Source organism: Maridesulfovibrio spiralis (SeqCode), assembly GCF_048571135.1.
In the GTDB taxonomy this organism is placed as follows: Bacteria; Desulfobacterota; Desulfovibrionia; order Desulfovibrionales; family Desulfovibrionaceae; genus Maridesulfovibrio; species Maridesulfovibrio spiralis.
Window position 1 is genome coordinate 1,101,878 of record NZ_CP182344.1, and the last position, 16,523, is coordinate 1,118,400.

The 16,523-nt window shown below is 50.5% G+C and carries 16 protein-coding genes; 8 read left to right on the plus strand and 8 right to left on the minus strand.

What is annotated here, in order from left to right; all coding sequences use genetic code 11:
* The 8 genes from ACNI29_RS04950 (at position 1) to ACNI29_RS04985 (ending at position 8,591) form a co-directional block, all read left to right on the plus strand.
* A complete protein-coding gene (locus ACNI29_RS04950) occupies positions 1–1,023 on the plus strand; it encodes a LacI family DNA-binding transcriptional regulator (protein ID WP_419781085.1) in 1,023 nt (340 codons plus the stop codon).
* Entirely contained in the window at positions 1,023–2,075 is a 1,053-nt protein-coding gene (locus ACNI29_RS04955; protein ID WP_419781086.1) for an aldose epimerase family protein, read from the plus strand. The genes ACNI29_RS04950 and ACNI29_RS04955 overlap by 1 nt, the downstream gene beginning before the upstream one ends.
* A gap of 13 nt (positions 2,076–2,088) precedes the next feature.
* Entirely contained in the window at positions 2,089–3,186 is a 1,098-nt protein-coding gene (locus tag ACNI29_RS04960) for an ABC transporter ATP-binding protein (protein WP_419781087.1), read from the plus strand.
* A gap of 209 nt (positions 3,187–3,395) precedes the next feature.
* Positions 3,396–4,658: an ABC transporter substrate-binding protein gene (locus ACNI29_RS04965; protein WP_419781088.1), complete on the plus strand. Its 1,263-nt coding sequence runs from the start codon at positions 3,396–3,398 to the stop codon at positions 4,656–4,658.
* A gap of 92 nt (positions 4,659–4,750) precedes the next feature.
* Entirely contained in the window at positions 4,751–5,869 is a 1,119-nt protein-coding gene (locus ACNI29_RS04970; protein ID WP_419781089.1) for a carbohydrate ABC transporter permease, read from the plus strand.
* 3 nt (positions 5,870–5,872) lie between these two features.
* On the plus strand, positions 5,873–6,712 hold the full coding sequence (locus ACNI29_RS04975) for a carbohydrate ABC transporter permease (protein WP_419781090.1): 840 nt from the start codon (positions 5,873–5,875) through the stop codon (positions 6,710–6,712).
* A gap of 300 nt (positions 6,713–7,012) precedes the next feature.
* Entirely contained in the window at positions 7,013–7,897 is an 885-nt protein-coding gene (locus tag ACNI29_RS04980; RefSeq protein WP_419781091.1) for a PfkB family carbohydrate kinase, read from the plus strand.
* Between the two features lie 22 nt (positions 7,898–7,919).
* Positions 7,920–8,591 carry a D-lyxose/D-mannose family sugar isomerase gene (locus tag ACNI29_RS04985; protein ID WP_419781093.1) on the plus strand — a complete coding sequence of 224 codons (672 nt, stop codon included), beginning with the start codon at positions 7,920–7,922 and terminating at the stop codon, positions 8,589–8,591.
* Positions 8,592–8,650: 59 nt separating this feature from the next.
* Here ACNI29_RS04985 and ACNI29_RS04990 read toward each other — a convergent pair whose 3' ends face one another.
* From ACNI29_RS04990 to ACNI29_RS05025, 8 genes are all read right to left on the minus strand, one after another.
* A complete protein-coding gene (locus ACNI29_RS04990) occupies positions 8,651–9,655 on the minus strand; it encodes an ATP-binding response regulator (RefSeq protein ID WP_419781095.1) in 1,005 nt (334 codons plus the stop codon).
* A complete protein-coding gene (locus ACNI29_RS04995; protein WP_419781096.1) occupies positions 9,648–10,052 on the minus strand; it encodes a response regulator in 405 nt (134 codons plus the stop codon). The genes ACNI29_RS04990 and ACNI29_RS04995 overlap by 8 nt, the downstream gene beginning before the upstream one ends.
* Before the next feature lie 97 nt (positions 10,053–10,149).
* A complete protein-coding gene (locus ACNI29_RS05000; protein WP_419781097.1) occupies positions 10,150–11,787 on the minus strand; it encodes a sensor histidine kinase in 1,638 nt (545 codons plus the stop codon).
* Between the two features lies 1 nt (position 11,788).
* Entirely contained in the window at positions 11,789–13,012 is a 1,224-nt protein-coding gene (locus ACNI29_RS05005) for an HDOD domain-containing protein (protein WP_419781098.1), read from the minus strand.
* A gap of 132 nt (positions 13,013–13,144) precedes the next feature.
* Positions 13,145–13,807 carry an HAD family hydrolase gene (locus ACNI29_RS05010; RefSeq protein WP_419781099.1) on the minus strand — a complete coding sequence of 221 codons (663 nt, stop codon included), beginning with the start codon at positions 13,805–13,807 and terminating at the stop codon, positions 13,145–13,147.
* Positions 13,808–13,874: 67 nt separating this feature from the next.
* A complete protein-coding gene (locus tag ACNI29_RS05015) occupies positions 13,875–14,081 on the minus strand; it encodes a hypothetical protein (protein WP_419781100.1) in 207 nt (68 codons plus the stop codon).
* Between the two features lie 57 nt (positions 14,082–14,138).
* The gene (locus ACNI29_RS05020) at positions 14,139–15,047 is read right to left on the minus strand and encodes a hypothetical protein (RefSeq protein WP_419781101.1); all 909 of its coding nucleotides are present in this window, start codon (positions 15,045–15,047) and stop codon (positions 14,139–14,141) included.
* 99 nt (positions 15,048–15,146) lie between these two features.
* On the minus strand, positions 15,147–16,376 hold the full coding sequence (locus tag ACNI29_RS05025) for a patatin-like phospholipase family protein (RefSeq protein ID WP_419781102.1): 1,230 nt from the start codon (positions 16,374–16,376) through the stop codon (positions 15,147–15,149).
* Between the last annotated feature and the right edge of the window lie 147 nt (positions 16,377–16,523).

Here is a 16,523-nt window from a genome sequence, read left to right on the forward strand (position 1 = left end):
ATGGGACACATGACTTTAAAAGACCTCGCCGCCAAGCTGGGCATCTCCGCATCAACGGTTTCGCGCGCCCTGCACGACCACCCCGACATCAGTGATAAAACCAAAAAGCTGGTCATGGAAGCTGCGGAAAAATACGGTTACCAGCCCAACCCCATCGCCCAGAGCCTGAAGAAACAAAGCAGCAAGATTATCGGGGTTATCGTCCCGGAAATACGCCACAATTTTTTTGCCACGGTCATCAGCGGAATCGAAGAAGTTGCCTATGAGGCCGGGTATATCATCATGGTCTGCCAGTCCAACGAAACCCTGAGCCGAGAGATCATGACCACCAAAGCACTGGCTGCCAACCGGGTCGCCGGAATCCTTATGGCTATCTCCCTTGAGACCACCAGCAACGAGCACATGCGCTCAGTGATACGTCAGGGAATTCCGCTGGTCCAGTTTGACCGGGTGGTTAATGAGCTGGACACAGGCAAGGTCGTTATCGATGATTTCCGGGCTGCCTATCGAATGACCTCCCATCTCATTGACCGGGGATACAAACGCATCGGATTTCTGGCCGGGCGCGAAGGGATTTCCATGAACCGGCTGCGCTTCAACGGCTATCTGCAAGCTCTGAAAAACCACAACGTCCCCTTTTACCCGGAGCTGAACATCAATATCGGCGGCTGCCGGGGCAGCAACGGACGTGTCGGGGCCGAAGAGTATATCAAAATGGAGAATCCCCCGGATGCGATATTGTGCATCAACGACCCTGTGGCCGTGGGAGCGTTCTGCCGTTTCCGCGAAGAAGGCTGGCGCATCCCCCAGGATGTTGCTCTGGCCGGTTTTTCCGGTTCACCGGAGTCGGCCCTGATCGAACCGGCCTTGAGTTCCGTTGCCCAACCGGCTTTTGAAATGGGCAAAACAGCAGCAGCACTTTTGCTCAAGCAGTTAAAAGACAAAGATAATTTTCGACCCGAAACCATTACTCTTGAAACAGAACTGCTTATTCGCGGTTCGAGCTACATGGAGGATAGGTGATGGGTATCAGCCGCAAAACATGGGGATATTTCCCCGCAGGGGCTGATTTTCCCGAAAGAGAAATACAGCTGTTTACTCTGGAGAACAGCGCCGGATACAGGGCGCGTATCTCTAACTACGGAGCCACCCTAACCGGACTGGAGGTTCCTGTCGGCTCCCAAATGGTCGATGTTGTCCTCGGTTTTGATTATCTGCGTGAATACATTGACGACTCCAATTACATGGGCGCCAGCATAGGAAGGGTTGCCGGACGCATTTCAGGTGCAACCTTCACGCTTGATGGACAGGAATTCATTCTTGATGCCAATGAAGGAAACAGTCACCTGCACGGAGGCAATACCGGTTTTCACAACCAAATATGGGAAATTGCAGCTATCCGGCCGTATGAGGAAAATCCATCCATAACCCTTTCCCTTCACAGCCCGCATGGCAGCGGAGGCTACCCCGGCAACCTGCACGTCCAAGCAACATTCACCCTGCTTGGCACAGACCTGAACATAAGCTACCGCGCCGAGTGCGATAAACCGACCCCGCTGAATATCACCTCGCACCCGTATTTCAACCTTGCCGGAGCAGGCTCCCCGATCGACAACCACGAATTGAATATTTTCTCCACTGAATCCATAAAGCTGGACAACTCTCTCCTTCCAAATGGGGAAATCATAAATACTGCCGGCACAAAATCAGATTTCTCCAACTTTGTCCTAATCGGAAAAAACGCGCAGGACCGTTTCTTCATCCTCGAAAACGATCAGGAGAAGCTCGTCCCGGCAGCTGTCGCACGCTGCAATGAATCAGGATTGGAACTTGAAGTCCGCACCAACCAGCGAGGCGTGCAGCTCTACACTGCGGACGGTGTGATAAACGGAATCCACGGCAAAAACGGACTTGAATACGGCTCCAGATGCGGATTCTGTATTGAGCCTATGGGCTACCCCGATGCGGTCAACAGACAGGAATTTCCCTCCGTGATCCTTAATCCCGGAGAAAAATACTATCATTCAACCGAGTACAGGTTCCGCAATTACACGGCAGCACCTGAAAACAATTAAGGCGAGATGAAGCATGGCAAACGTAGAACTTAAGAACGTCATCAAGCGTTATGGATCAGTCGAGGTTATCCACGGTGTGGACCTTTCCGTAAAGGACAACGAATTTATAGTGCTGGTCGGCCCTTCGGGATGCGGCAAGTCCACCCTTTTACGCATGGTGGCCGGACTTGAAGACATCAGCGGCGGCGATATTGCCATCGGTGAACGGTTGGTGACCAACGTCTCCCCCAAGGACCGCAACGTGGCCATGGTTTTTCAAAACTATGCCCTTTATCCGCACATGACTGTAGCCGAAAACATGGGCTTCTCGCTGAAAATGCACAAAAAGTCCAAGGAAGAAATTCAGCAGCGCGTAAACGATGTGGCCAAGATTCTCGAACTGGAACCTTACCTGCACCGCAAGCCCTCTGAACTTTCCGGCGGTCAGCGTCAGCGTGTGGCAATGGGTCGGGCCATGGTCCGCAATCCGGATGTATTCCTTTTCGACGAACCGCTTTCCAACCTTGATGCCCAGCTGCGCACCCAGATGCGCATGGAACTGCGCAAGATGCACATGCGCCTCAAAACCACCACCATCTACGTAACCCATGACCAGATTGAGGCCATGACCCTTGCAGACCGCATTGTCATCCTCAAGGACGGATACATTCAGCAGGTCGGAACTCCGGTGGAGGTTTTCGAAAAGCCCAACAACGTATTTGTTGCCCAGTTTATCGGCAACCCGCCCATGAATATACTTGAAGGGGAGCTTAAAGTTATTGACGGCAAACGGTATGTGGTCAAAGGCAGCACAAAATTCCCGGTGCAGGACCATCAAGGACCAAACCTTAAAGACGGCGATCCGGTTCTGGCCGGACTACGCCCGGACTGCATCAAGATGGGCGACAACATCGAACGGCTGCAAAAAGACTGGTGGTGCAGCGGCGAAGTGGTGGTTTCCGAAGTCCTCGGTGCTCATTCACTGCTCGAAATCATCATTGACGGCGAAAACGAACTCATCGCCGAAGTCGAAGGACGGGTGATCGCCCATCCCGGCGAAACTGTGCCCATCGGATTCGAATTCGACCGCATGGTCCTTTTTGATCCTGAAACGCAGGAAGCACTTTATTAAATTAAGCGATGCCTCCCGGCAGGCCCTGCCGGGGGCCTTAAACCCTTTTGGGAAAAGGGTTTAAGAATCCCAAAACTTTTTAATAAGCTTCGCTGCCCAATTTTGGAATTTGTTCTGGCTGAAGACGCTTCATGGGAATTTCCCTACAAGCGACATTTTATAAAGGCTTAAGGATAATTTTTGATTGTTTTAACTATTTAGGAGGAAACATGAAACAGTCCCTGATTAAATTATGCTTGGTTTTCGCGGCAGTTATGTTGCTGGCAGTTCCGCAGGTCTCTCAGGCCAAGGAACTTAAAGGCGACCTGGAAATTTTCTCTTGGTGGGCAGGTGACGAAGGTCCGGCTTTGCAGGCCCTGATCGGCATCTACAAAAACCAGAACCCCAACGTTAAGGTCATCGACGCAACCGTTACCGGCGGTTCCGGTGTTAACGCAAAAGCAGTTCTGAAAACCCGTATGCTCGGTGGTGAGCCGCCGGACAGCTTTCAGGTTCACGCAGGTCAGGAACTCATCGGTACATGGGTTAAGTCCGACCGCATGGAAGACCTCACTCCCCTCTTCAAAGAGCAGGGCTGGATGGACGTTTTCCCCGCAGGTCTGGTTAAACTGATCGGTACTGACAAAGGTATCTGGTCCGTTCCGGTAAACATCCACCGTTCCAACGTAATGTGGTACATCCCTGCAAACCTGAAAAAATGGGGCGTTGCAGCACCTGAAAGCTGGGAAGATTTCCTGAAAATCGCACCCAAGCTTCAGAAAGAAGGCATCGTGCCCCTCGCACTGGCTCAGAACTGGACTGCCAACCACCTTTGGGAATCCGTTGCACTCGGCTCTCTCGGTGCTGAAAAGTGGGACGATCTCTGGTCCGGAAAGCTGAAGTTCAACAGCCCTGAAGTTGTCAAGGCATGGGAACTTTTCGGTAAAATCCTGAAGTACACCAACAAGGATGCAGCTTCCCTTTCATGGCAGCAGGCAACCGACATGGTTATCGACGGCCGCGCAGCATTCAACATCATGGGCGACTGGGCCGCCGGTTACATGGTTACCACCAAGAAAATGGCTCCGGGCAAGGATTTCGGCTGGTCCGCATCCCCCGACACCAACGGTGAATTCATGTTCCTCGCTGACTCCTTCGGTCTGCCCAAGGGCGCACCCAACCGTGACAACGCCATTGCATGGCTGAAAGTTCTCGGTTCCAAAGAAGGCAGCGATACCTTCAACCCCCTGAAGGGTTCCATCTCCGCACGCAAAGACACCGACCTGAGCAAATACAACGGTTACCTGCAGTCCGCCGCCAAGGACTTCGGTAAAGACCGCGTGGTTGCATCTCTTGCACACGGCGCAGCAGCCAACGAAACCTTCATGGGCGGATTCGCAAAGGTCATGGAAATGTTCCTGAAGACCAAAAACGCCAAGGCAACCGCCATGGCCTGCCAGCAGCTGGCTGACAAAGCCCAGATCGGCAAATAAGGAACACCTTGGTTTTAAATTAGAGACATCTCAGACAAAATAAAACCGCGCCGGATTCATATCCGGCGCGGTCCCAAAGGGGTTCTGGCATTATGAGGGAAGCATCACGGGACAGGCTGAAGGCGTTTTTGACCCTTCTGCCGTCAATCATCCTGGTGGCCGTATTTGTCTACGGTTTTATCGGCAATACCATCTGGATTTCCATGACCGACTGGGGCGGTTCGGGCGCACTGGCTCTTGATCCGCAGAAAAATTTCATCGGTCTGGATAATTACATGGAACTGTTCAACGGGTTCCTTTCCAGCGGTTTCAGGCAGGACCTTGTCAACGCGGTCTACTACTCGATCATGCTGCTGGCCGGGGCCATCGGGCTGGGCATGTTTATCGCCATCCTGCTGGACCAGAAACCCAAGGGCGAAGACGTGCTGCGCACAATCTTCCTCTACCCCATGTCCCTTTCCTTCATCGTGTCCGGCACGATCTGGAGATGGCTGCTGGCTCCGCAGGGCGGGGTCAACGTTCTGCCCACCTATTTCGGATTCGATGCCCTTGATTTCCAGTGGACCTCATCCACCAAAGCCATCCTTGAATTCAACTGGCAGAACCTGTTCCAGATCCTGCTTTACGTTGCGGCCTTCATCCTCATTCTTGCAGGATTGTTTCTGCTCAAGTCCGACCCGCAGAAAGCGGTCAAACGCTGGCTCGGTCCCGGTGTGGCAATCGGTGCTTTTGCATGGCTGGGCGGCTCCCTGCTTCCCCAGGCCCTGTTCATGGAAGAGATGCACGGTTTCAACCTCGCCACACTGGGCATCATCATCGCCACAGTCTGGCAGTACTCGGGCTACACAATGGCCCTGTACCTTGCCGGATTCAATGGAATTTCACAGGACCTGCGCGACGCGGCCATGCTCGACGGCGCAAGTTCCACCGACTACTACCGCCACGTAGCCATTCCCATGCTCAAGCCGATCACCATCAGCGCGGTAATCATCCTCTCGCACATTTCGCTGAAAATGTTCGACATCATTTTCGCCATGACCGGGCCGGACAACGCACAGACCGGACACCCGGCCCTGAACATGTACATGACCACCTTCCGGGCCAACAACTTCGCTCAGGGCGCGGCTATCGCAATAGTACTTTTCCTCGTGGCGGGCACATTCATTGTGCCTTACGTGATCGGCCAGTACAAACAAAGGAGAAGGGGATAAACCATGAGTACCACTATCCGAAAATCAGCCATCACCCCCGGCTCCATCCTGCTTTACGGTTCACTTTTCGTACTGGCCCTGTTTTTTCTCATGCCCGCGTACATGGCGATAGTCACCGCGCTCAAGGACCCGGCGACTATCAGCCTGCCCACGGCATGGGAACTGCCCGACAAATTCAATTGGGGAAGTTTCCCGCAGGCCTTTAAACTGCTCAAGTCCAATATCGCAAGTTCTCTGGTGCTGACCGTCTGCGCCACCGCGCTTTCCACGGTACTCGGCTCCCTGAACGGCTATGTCTTTTCCAAATGGAAATTCAAAGGCAGTGAACTCATTTTCACCCTGTTCCTGTTCGGCATGTTCATCCCCTATCAGGTTATCCTGATTCCGCTCTTCCAGACCCTCAGAGCCATGAATCTCTACGGCGGTCTGCCGGGGCTGATCCTCGCCCATGTTGTTTACGGACTGCCGATCACCTCGCTCATTTTCCGTAACTTCTATGCCCAGATTCCCACCGCGCTGGTGGAATCGGCAAGGCTGGACGGGGCCGGGTTCTTTTCCATCTACGCCAAAATTGTATTCCCGCTGTCTATTCCCGGCTTTGTTGTAACCAGTCTCTGGCAGGTTACCCAGATCTGGAACGAATTCCTCTGGGGGATCTGCCTGACCAGACACGAAGACAACCCCATCACCGTGGGATTGGCGCAGCTGGCAGGCGGACAGGCTGTAAGCTGGAACCTGCCCATGGCAGGATCAATCATGGCCGCATTTCCCGTGCTTATGATCTATATCTTTCTGGGACGTTATTTTATCCGTGGTCTTTTGGCTGGTTCAGTAAAAGAATAGAAACAATTATTTGATGCGCTACGCGCTCTTTGATGAAAAGAACTTGCCTCCGGCGGCCCTCCGGGGGCCAAAGAAACTTTTTGGAAAAAGTTTCTCTGGACTCTTCAAAAACTTTTGATGGGGCTTCGCCGTTGCGTAATCTTACATCGCAATTAAATATTTAATTTAAAACAATCCCCAACTAACGCGTTTTGGGAAAGGGGAGAGGAGTCCAGAGGAGAGGGGAAAACACTTTTTGGCGGCAGCAAAAGGGTTTTCCCCTCTCCTCTGGTCCCGCTGAAAGCGCCGCCGGAGGCAGACATGAAACAATTTTTTATTGCAGGGCTTGGTGAAATTTTATTTGACGTACTGGCTGATTCCGAAGAAATCGGAGGTGCTCCGGTCAATTTTGCATATCATGCGGGCAGACTGGGCGCAGACGGTGCAGCCATTTCGACCATTGGAAATGATGACCGCGGCCGGCGGGCCAGCAGTGAATTGATGAGCCGAGAACTGTGCCTTTCAGGAGTGAGCATTGACCGGGATCATGCGACCGGATACGTGGAAGCCCGCGTGGATGGGCAAGGCGTAGCCAGCTATCATTTCCCGGACGACATCGCCTGGGATCATTTGAAATTGAATGATGCAGCAATGGACTTTGCAGCTGAAGTTGATGCGGTCTGTTTCGGGACCCTTGCCCAGCGCAGCGAGGAAAGCAGAAAAGCGATCCATGCTTTTCTGGACGCAGCCCCGCAAGCTTTGAAAGTCTATGACATGAACCTTCGCCAGAAATTTTACAGCAAGGAGATCATCGCGCAATCCCTTGAACGTGCGGATGTGCTTAAGCTGAATGACGAAGAAATCGCGGTGGTGGCTCCCATGTTCGGACTTAAAGGCAGCGGGCGGGACATGCTGCGAACATTGCAGGATAGGTTCGAACTGAAATGCGCAGTGCTGACCCGGGGAGACAGAGGCAGCCTGATCATCAAAGGAGCGGAAGAAGTCGAACATTCCGGCGTTGAAGTAAAGGTGATTGCCGATACCATCGGAGCCGGGGATTCATTTACGGCCTCAGTCGCCATCGGCTTGCTCATGGAACTGCCTCTGGAACAGATCAGCGAACATGCAAACAGGCTTGCCGCCCATGTCTGTTCCTGCAAAGGGGCAATGCCCGCAATTCCGGCTGAATTCAAATTGATCAAATAAAATTTTAATACAGGACAACATCATGAAAAGAAGCGAAATCAACGCCCTGATCGTAAAGGCCAAGGAATTTTACGCCGGACATAAATTCAACCTTCCCAAATGGGCTTTCTGGGGCCCGGAAGAATGGAAGGGCAAAGGCGACAGCGAAGTTGTACGCAACATGCTGGGCTGGGACCTGACCGATTACGGCAAAGGCGACTTTGAAAAGCTGGGCCTGATCCTGTTCACCATCCGCAACGGAAACCTCCAGACCGGCGATCCCAAACCATATGCGGAAAAAATCATGATCCTGCGCGAAGGCCAGCTCTGCCCCATGCATTTTCACTGGTCGAAACGGGAAGATATCATCAACCGTGCGGGCGGCAATCTGGTCATTAAACTTTACGGCTCCAATGAAGATGAATCCATGTCCGACCAGCCGCTTGAAGTCAGTGTGGACGGATTTGTGCGCACAGTGCAGCCCGGCGGCGAGATCGTTCTTGAACCGGGCGAATCCATCTGCCTTGAACCGGGCATGTACCATTGCTTCTATTGCGAAGAAGGAACAGGGGATGTCATGGTCGGTGAAGTCAGCGCGGTGAATGATGACAACATCGACAACCGTTTCCACGAGCCGCTGCCCCGCTTCCCGGAGGTGGACGAAGACGAAGAGCCGATCCACCTGCTGGTCACCGATTACACCCGGTATATTTAACGAAAAAATCCCGGTCAGAAGAAGTTCTGACCGGGATTTTAAATTGGCTGCTGATCTTTTTATTTAGGGTCAATCAATCTGAAACGTACCAATTGCTTTTCGATCTTGTCGAACATGACCGGCTTAACTATGTAGCTGTCGGCCTGGCATTCGTAGACTGCCTTGTGGATAGTCTTTTCATCGCTCAAACTGCTGACAATAAAAATTTTGGCTTCAGTGCCGAAGGAATCAATATTCCTGCTGCGCTCCAACTGACGGATAGCCTTGCAGGCCTGCAAGCCATCAATGTTGGGCATCATGATATCAAGCATGATCACATCAAAGCGGGGAGAATTTCCGGCAAGACTTTCCGAAACAGCCTGAATGGCTTCTACCCCATCCTTGGCAACATAGCAGGGCATGTATCTGGAAAGAAAAGTGGAGAGAATCTTCCGGCTGGCAAAATCATCATCAACAATAAGAGCGGTAGGCTCAGCCCGCAACCCGATCCCATCAACTTCAAATGCATCCTGCTGTTCTGCGGCTTCGGCTTCTTGAACTGCTGGTTCATTCGTTTCAGAAACCGGTTCCGGTTCAACCGCGACAATTGTATCGAGAAATTCCTGCTCGGTTAACACCCGTTCTGGCTTGCTTTCAGGTACTTCCGGTTTGAGAGCCACCTGCCCGGCTTCAGCAGCCGGAGACTGCATATCCTGCAAAAGACTGTATCCGGCACTGTAGTCAATATGATCATTGCCGTTATCTACAATATTATCAAAGCCTTCATCTATCTTATCAAAACTCTTGAGAAGTACGGAAATAGCTTTCTTGTCAATTTCCCTCTGACCGGAGCGGATATCTGAACAGGCATCTTCAACCTTATGCACAAATTTAGAAAGCTCCATAAGCCCCAGCATAGATGAATTCCCCTTGATGCTATGCAAGGCTCTGAAAATTCGATCCACGGTTTCCTGATCGTGCATTTCTTCTAAATTCAGGACGTCCTGAACTGCAAGATCAGTGGCTTCTCGGCATTCATTCACGAAGTCGGTAAGAAACAAATCAGGCTCAAATCCTTCACTCATCTTTGATCAGTCCTATTTCCTTCAGCTTGACCGTCAGGGCTTCCACGGTCAGTGGTTTAGTTATATATTCTGTGGCTTCGCTTTTGTTGAAAGCTTCAAATACTGTTTTTACATCCGAAAGCGCGGTAGCCATTACAATTACGGCTTCATCTGCGGGTGAGACATTGAACTCGCGCTCAATTTCTCTGATCTCTCTGGCAGCGTCCAACCCATTTTTCTCAGGCATCATGATGTCCATGAACACATACTTGTACGGAGCATTTTCATCCAGTGCAGCTTTGAATACATCCAAAGCTTCAGAACCGTTAACAGCGACATCTACTTCACCGTATTTTCTGAGAAAGAGCTGCAAAAAATTCCGTGAAGCAAAATCATCCTCAGCAACCAATATTTTCATACGCCACCTCATGGACTGGAGTTACAAAAAGACAGTGAAGCAGCCTAGCATGGCACCCGTTACTTTTCAAACACCCTATAATCACAAACTCATATTATCAGCCAGCTCTTGGCAATTCTATAAATATATCCGTTCCGGCTTCACGGGAGCTTTCAAAATAAATGCGCCCTCCCATAGTTTCGACCATTAGCTTGGCCGAATATGTACCCAGCCCGGTTCCACCGGACTTGTCGGCAGTCACGTATTTTTCAAAAAATGTTTCCCTGATACTGTCTGGAATTTCTCCCTGATTATGAACCCGCATACGCATATAACCACAGTCAGGATTAACTTCGATGATAATTGGTTCTCCATCAGGAGATGCTTCTACCGCATTTTTGAGCAGGTTGGACACAAGCGAATAAGTCAGGAACTCATCACAACGAACATTAAAGGAAAAACCTTCATCAATCTCTTTGCCTTCAAAGAGTTCTCTGATTTCAATTTTCTTGTAATTAATGAGTTCTGACAAATCCTTAACCGCGGACCGGGCTATTGTGTATATATCCGCCACAGCCGGAAAATATTGATACGATCCGGTTTCCATTTTGTAGAGGTCGAGAGAAAGATTGATCATATTCAGTAACTTATACCCGGAAACCTGTATATATTCCAAAATCTCCCGCTGACTTTCAGAAAGGGGTTCATCCGTATTGACCAGCAACATTTCAGGCAGGCCGATAATTCCGTTCAACGGACTTTTCAAATCGTGACGCATAATGCGGTCCACATCTTCTTTCAAATCAGCCAGCTTTTTCTGCTCCGCTATATCGATGAAATTCTCTACCAGATGCAACTCACCGTCGATCATCACCCTGCTGACAGCCTTCTGGATCGGAACAGCCTCCCCATCCTTGCGCACAACAACAAACTCCCCGTTGTTCTCCTGCATGCCAAGGTCTACAATAGGACATTTACCCTGCAAATCCGAACAGATAACATTGAAACATTTACAGCCTAGCAACTCTTCTTGGGTTCGGCCCAGAATTTCCAATGCCTTCGGATTGGCCTCGACAACTTCAAACCCATCAGCCTTGATAATCATTACCCCGGCCTGCATGCCGTTCAGGGTTATGTTCAACCTTTCATTGGCATCAGCCAGCTCCCGGGTTCTTTTCTGGACCATGCGCTCCAGCTCGCTGCTGTGATTACGCATGAATTCATGGGTTTCACAGTTTTCAAGAGCATTTACAGCCAAAAGCATAAAAACGGAAAACAACTTCATGGTCGTATCCAGAACTTCATCCTTATTCTGGAGCATCAACCCTACAAACATTCCCCGCATTGAATAAGGAGTGGCAAGAACATGCAGCACAATGTGGCTGTTTCCCGTTGAATCAAGAAAAAAGACCGGACCATCAGTCTGCAAAGCATAAGCAAAGGACTGATCTTTGATAAGCAGATCCACTTCCCGCTCCAAACCGGTAGCAGCGGTATCAGGATAGGAGCGCGCCTGTACAAAATCCTGCGTTTCTTCATCCACCAGATACATAGCGCAAGACTTGAATGGAATCATGTGATTGGCGCGGACACATATTTCCTGCAGCAGATTATCAAGAGAAGGCTTTCCCTGTGCCATAGTGGTCAGGGCTCCCAGCTCGCGGGCCAAATCAAGAGACTCCAGCACAGCATTTTTCTCTTCCTGCAGGCTTCTGATCTGCTGCCGCTGGAAGTTGATCAACATTTTATCGTCCAATTTAAACTCCGAAAATAATCTGGATATCCGCTATCTGGCGTTTTGCCTTGAGAACCGTTGTTGCAAGTGCTCCCCCGGAAAGTCCCAGCGAATCCCATGCTCCGGGGTATAGATCACCAACCAAACCGGAACCGTCGCACCCGTACTGCAACCCCACAGACAGTGCTTCGGCAACGGTGCATATCGCAGATTCAATTGAAAAGTCCCGGTCACGAGACCCGTGATGCCCAGATACGGCGTCGATTATGGATGACGGGAAATTCCAGTCCTCAAAAAGGCCCCCGGCCAATTCGCAATGGTCAAATCCGAAAACCTTAGACTCCGCCTCGCAGATACTCAACCCGTGGACCATGCTCATACGAAATGAACTGCAGACCTCATCCGGATGATGCTGCATCAGGACCAACCGTCCCAGGTCATGCAGCATGCCAACGACAAAACACTTATCCTGAGATGCGCCGGGAATCTGGGAAGCAAGAATGCGGCAAAAAACAGCACAGGCCAAAGAGTGCTTCCAGAAATCTTCCATGAAAAGAACGCTCTTCCCTTTCCCTTTAAAAGATTCCATGACTGAAACACTAAGTGCCAGCTGGGAAAGACCGGCCCGGCCTACCAAGGAGACGGCGCGACTCAAAGAATCAACCTGAAGACTGAACCCATACATAGGGCTGTTCACCAGACTGAGCAGTTTTGCGCTGAGTCCCGAATCTTTTGAAATTATATCTGCAAGATTCTCCGAGGTGGTACTCGGGTCATTGATGGCGTCCATAATTTTGTAATAGATATCAGGAAAGGAAGCCAGACGGACACCGCTGGTAATAAATGACGCTACGTCGGTATAAATAGGAACATGCGGAACCTCATGAATCTCATTGCCGCAGTCCGGCAAAGCCTTCAGCGTGCCCCCGTCAGCCAAGGTTGCGGCATACTGCTTGGTACAAATATTCTTCAATATCTGAAAAGGCTCCACAGTGGTATCAGCATGGAAAAAGATTCGCTCTGCATGCTCCTCAGCAAGAATCTGCAACTTCCGGTCTGAAGCGGTTGCCCCTGCTCCCAGTCCGCAAGCCTCAACTTCAACTTCACTGACACCCCAGATATTAAATATACGCAGATGCCTTTCCTCAATGACGGAGCCTGCGGCAAGAAGAAACCTGCCGTTATTTCCATTAACATCTTCAATAAGACGCATTCCCGCTTTTATGTCTGCGACAAAAACTTTCATACACTACCCTCATACCGAACCGTCAAAGCATCCCGGTATAATCTAAACAAAAGACAAAGTACGCAGTGCGGACTGCAGACTGCGGACTGCGGACTGCGGACTGCGGACTTGATAAAACAGGTTGAACAATATTTAAAGCAGCGACACCAGATCTGCGGGGGTATCGAGCACAATATTCGCCCCGGCTTTGACCAATTCACCTTCCCCCCGAAAGCCCCAGCCGGCACCGACGGCAATCATCCCCGCATTGACCCCGGTTTTAATGTCAACATCGGAATCACCGATAAACAAAGTACGGTGCGGGTCTGCTCCCATTCCTTCTGCAAGTTCAAGTGCCACCTCCGGCTCCGGCTTCAAAGGCACATCTTTGCGTCCGCCGTAAACTGCGAAAAAATCTACATCCGGCAAACACTTTTTGACTGCCGCGACAGTGAATTCATGGGGTTTATTTGACAATATGGCCATCTTCTTGCCGGCAGCTGAAAAATCAGCCAGAACTTCAGGAATCCCGGCATAAGGCTTGGATATGGTATTCAGTCTCTGATCAAACTCTTCCAGCAGCACCGGCACAAAATGGTCATATACTTCTTGATTCCGGTGTTCCGCAGGAAGAACACGCCATGCCAGCTTTTTGGCTCCGGCCCCGACAAATGTACGGTAGTCATCCACCGGATGGGTAGCATAACCCATGCGCTCCAGTGCTGCGTTCCCTGCGGCGGCAATCTCACCCAGAGTATCCAGTAAAGTTCCGTCCAGATCAAAAATTACAGCGGAAAAATCAAGTGAACATTCCATAGTTATGACCGATCTTTTTTTGAGTTAATAATATAATCTTCCTACCGACCGACCGGAACATGCAAATCTACCGGTTCTCATGATCTCGGCTGAAATCATATGTCCCGCTCTCCATTTTGAATAAAGCTGTAGACATATTTATCATGGAAAGCAACGTATAGCCGGCATCCTCAATCCGCACGGACATGAGGATCAACTGCGGCGGAGTGAAATCCACTGGATGCAGCCGCACAGCGCACGCCTCTTTCATCTTAACGGACACTTTAACTGACATAAAAATCCCCGCCAGCATAAACTGACGGGGATCTAAATTACATGCGTAGAACAAGTTTTATCCGGGGTAATCAAAATCCGCCCGCAGTACTTCCAGTGCGAGTTGCTCTTTGGTCTTGTATTTATCTTTGTCTATGAGCGTCGGCTGTCCGGTGGGCGGGACATCGTGGTACATATATTTATAGATGTCGAAATTTAGGCAGGTCTTGTTGCGCAGATGCATTTCGCGGAACCATTGGCAACCCACGTCCAGAATCTGCTTGCCGACATTGATGAACGCGCCGAAGGGCGTAACCTTGCCGACAGGCATGGTCATCTTGCGGGCAATCTTCATGTTGACCAGACAGCACCATTCATTAACCCGGCATTCCGGCAGGGGCCAGGGCTGCTTGAAAAAGATATCGTGCATGCGCGGCAGGTGATAGGCGCGGACCTGCTTGCCTTCCGGCGGTTGTGCGCCACGATACAGTTCGACCAGTTCCCGGAAATCGGGCCGGTATTCCATGTAGGTATCCGGGGTACACTTACCTGAAAACGCGGCGGGGCAATACCAGCACTGCCCGATATGTCCGGCTGCCACGTGGTCTCCGATGCCCTCGACCATTGCCCCGATGATATCCTGCCGGAAAATTGCATCATTATGGATGATCAGTACATAATCCTTGTCGCTTTTTTCCCAGCCGTACTGGTAGCGCACAGAATGGCGGTACTCCTCATCATCGATCCGGTCCCATTCAATGGGAAAGCAGTAGTTCCAGTACTTGGGCATATAGTATTCAATTTTATGGGCAAGGGCATCCAGCACATACTGGTGACACCCCGCATTAATACCCTTTGTCTGCGTATTTTCTTCAATAAAATAAATCTTATCTATATGCTGCCCGCTCGCCCGTTCAAGGGAAAGAAGAGCTAGACAAGTCTGCAGGGGTTTTCCGCAGACGCTGATTATGACATCGACCTTACTCATGCACTCTACTCCGTTGACACGGCATTAAAACCGGGATTACCGCTACGATTTCTGTATGAATTTATTGTGATATAAATAAGTTTCATCAATTTAGCCACATCATTTAATAATCACTTCCGCAGGGATAGCGTCCGCCCCCTTTCGAACAGTAGTTGAAGGCGGTGCGGAATGCCACGGCTCAGTAGATTGGGCCATGCTCTTGCCCAGAACGAACAGTTTGCTCATGTAAACCGGACTGAAGAGTTCATCTGATTCTTCGTTATAATCAGGGGGAATAAAAGTCAGTTTGAAATCAATGCCGTCCCGCTGGGCTGTGTAATACATGCGGTAAAGATCACCGATACCCTGATTTCTAATCAGCCCGGCAAGGGAACGTGCGGCTATGCCGACGATATAAGGCTCCACCTGCACACCTTCAGTAATAAGGGCATCGTTGCGGATAACGTAGAGAGTAATTTTCCTTGTCTCACCGATTTTATCCAACTCCTCGGCTAAATGAACACTGGGCGGATAGGAGAAGACCTGATTGCAGACACCGCCGTCAACGTGCATTTCATCATAGACTTTTCCCCCGGCCTTAACCTTGAAGTAAACCGGAGGAAAAGCCACCGGAACCGAAGCAGAAGCAAGGACAACATCCCGGATGAGCTGGTCTGCCTCAGGCGTGCCGTACTGGGCCAGCGCACCTATATCCCAATAAACAGGACGCATGGCATCAAGGTTGGTTGTTCCGATCAGGAGCCTGCGTCCTTTGCGGTGTTCTACAGAGATTTTGGCAATGAATTCGGAATTTAAGAATTTTTTAAGGGCATCTTTCAACGGCTGGGTGCTGTAAACGGAGTCTCCTGATATTGCAGAAACATATGAGCGTTGCTGCACCAGATCACTGGTTTCAAAAGTTGTATAAAACATTTCAATAAAAGGATCATAATCCGCCCCCATGAATGCAAAAGGAGCGATGAGTGCGCCGGTACTGATTCCCGTGACCAGACCGAAAGTGGGACGGTCCCCCCGTGCAGTCCATCCGCAAAGAAACCCGGCACCGAAAGCTCCGTCTGCACCACCGCCGGACAGCGAAAGAAAACTGACTTCATCGGGAAGCTGGTTGTTTTTACTCATCTCTGCCCATTTCTGCATAACCCTGTCCATGTGTTTCGGGGTGGTATCCCCAAAAAAACGAACTTCGTCATAACCCAGCAGGTCGGCATGGGGCTGCATCTCAACCGGAATAGGATTACGCTGCAGGCCGCATCCTGCCAGTATAACCAGCAGCAGGAAAAAGAGAATGGTCCTGCCCATAGTATTTTCACATATTTTTGAAATTTCCATTTTATTCTCACATAACTTTTGATTTCCTGCATGGCCGGGGATTATCAGGGATTCCATCCTTAAACTCAGGAGACCCGGATTCGTGTGTATAAAGCCCCCAACCAACGGGTGCAGTATATTGCGTAGTCGTAATATACTGCCTCACAC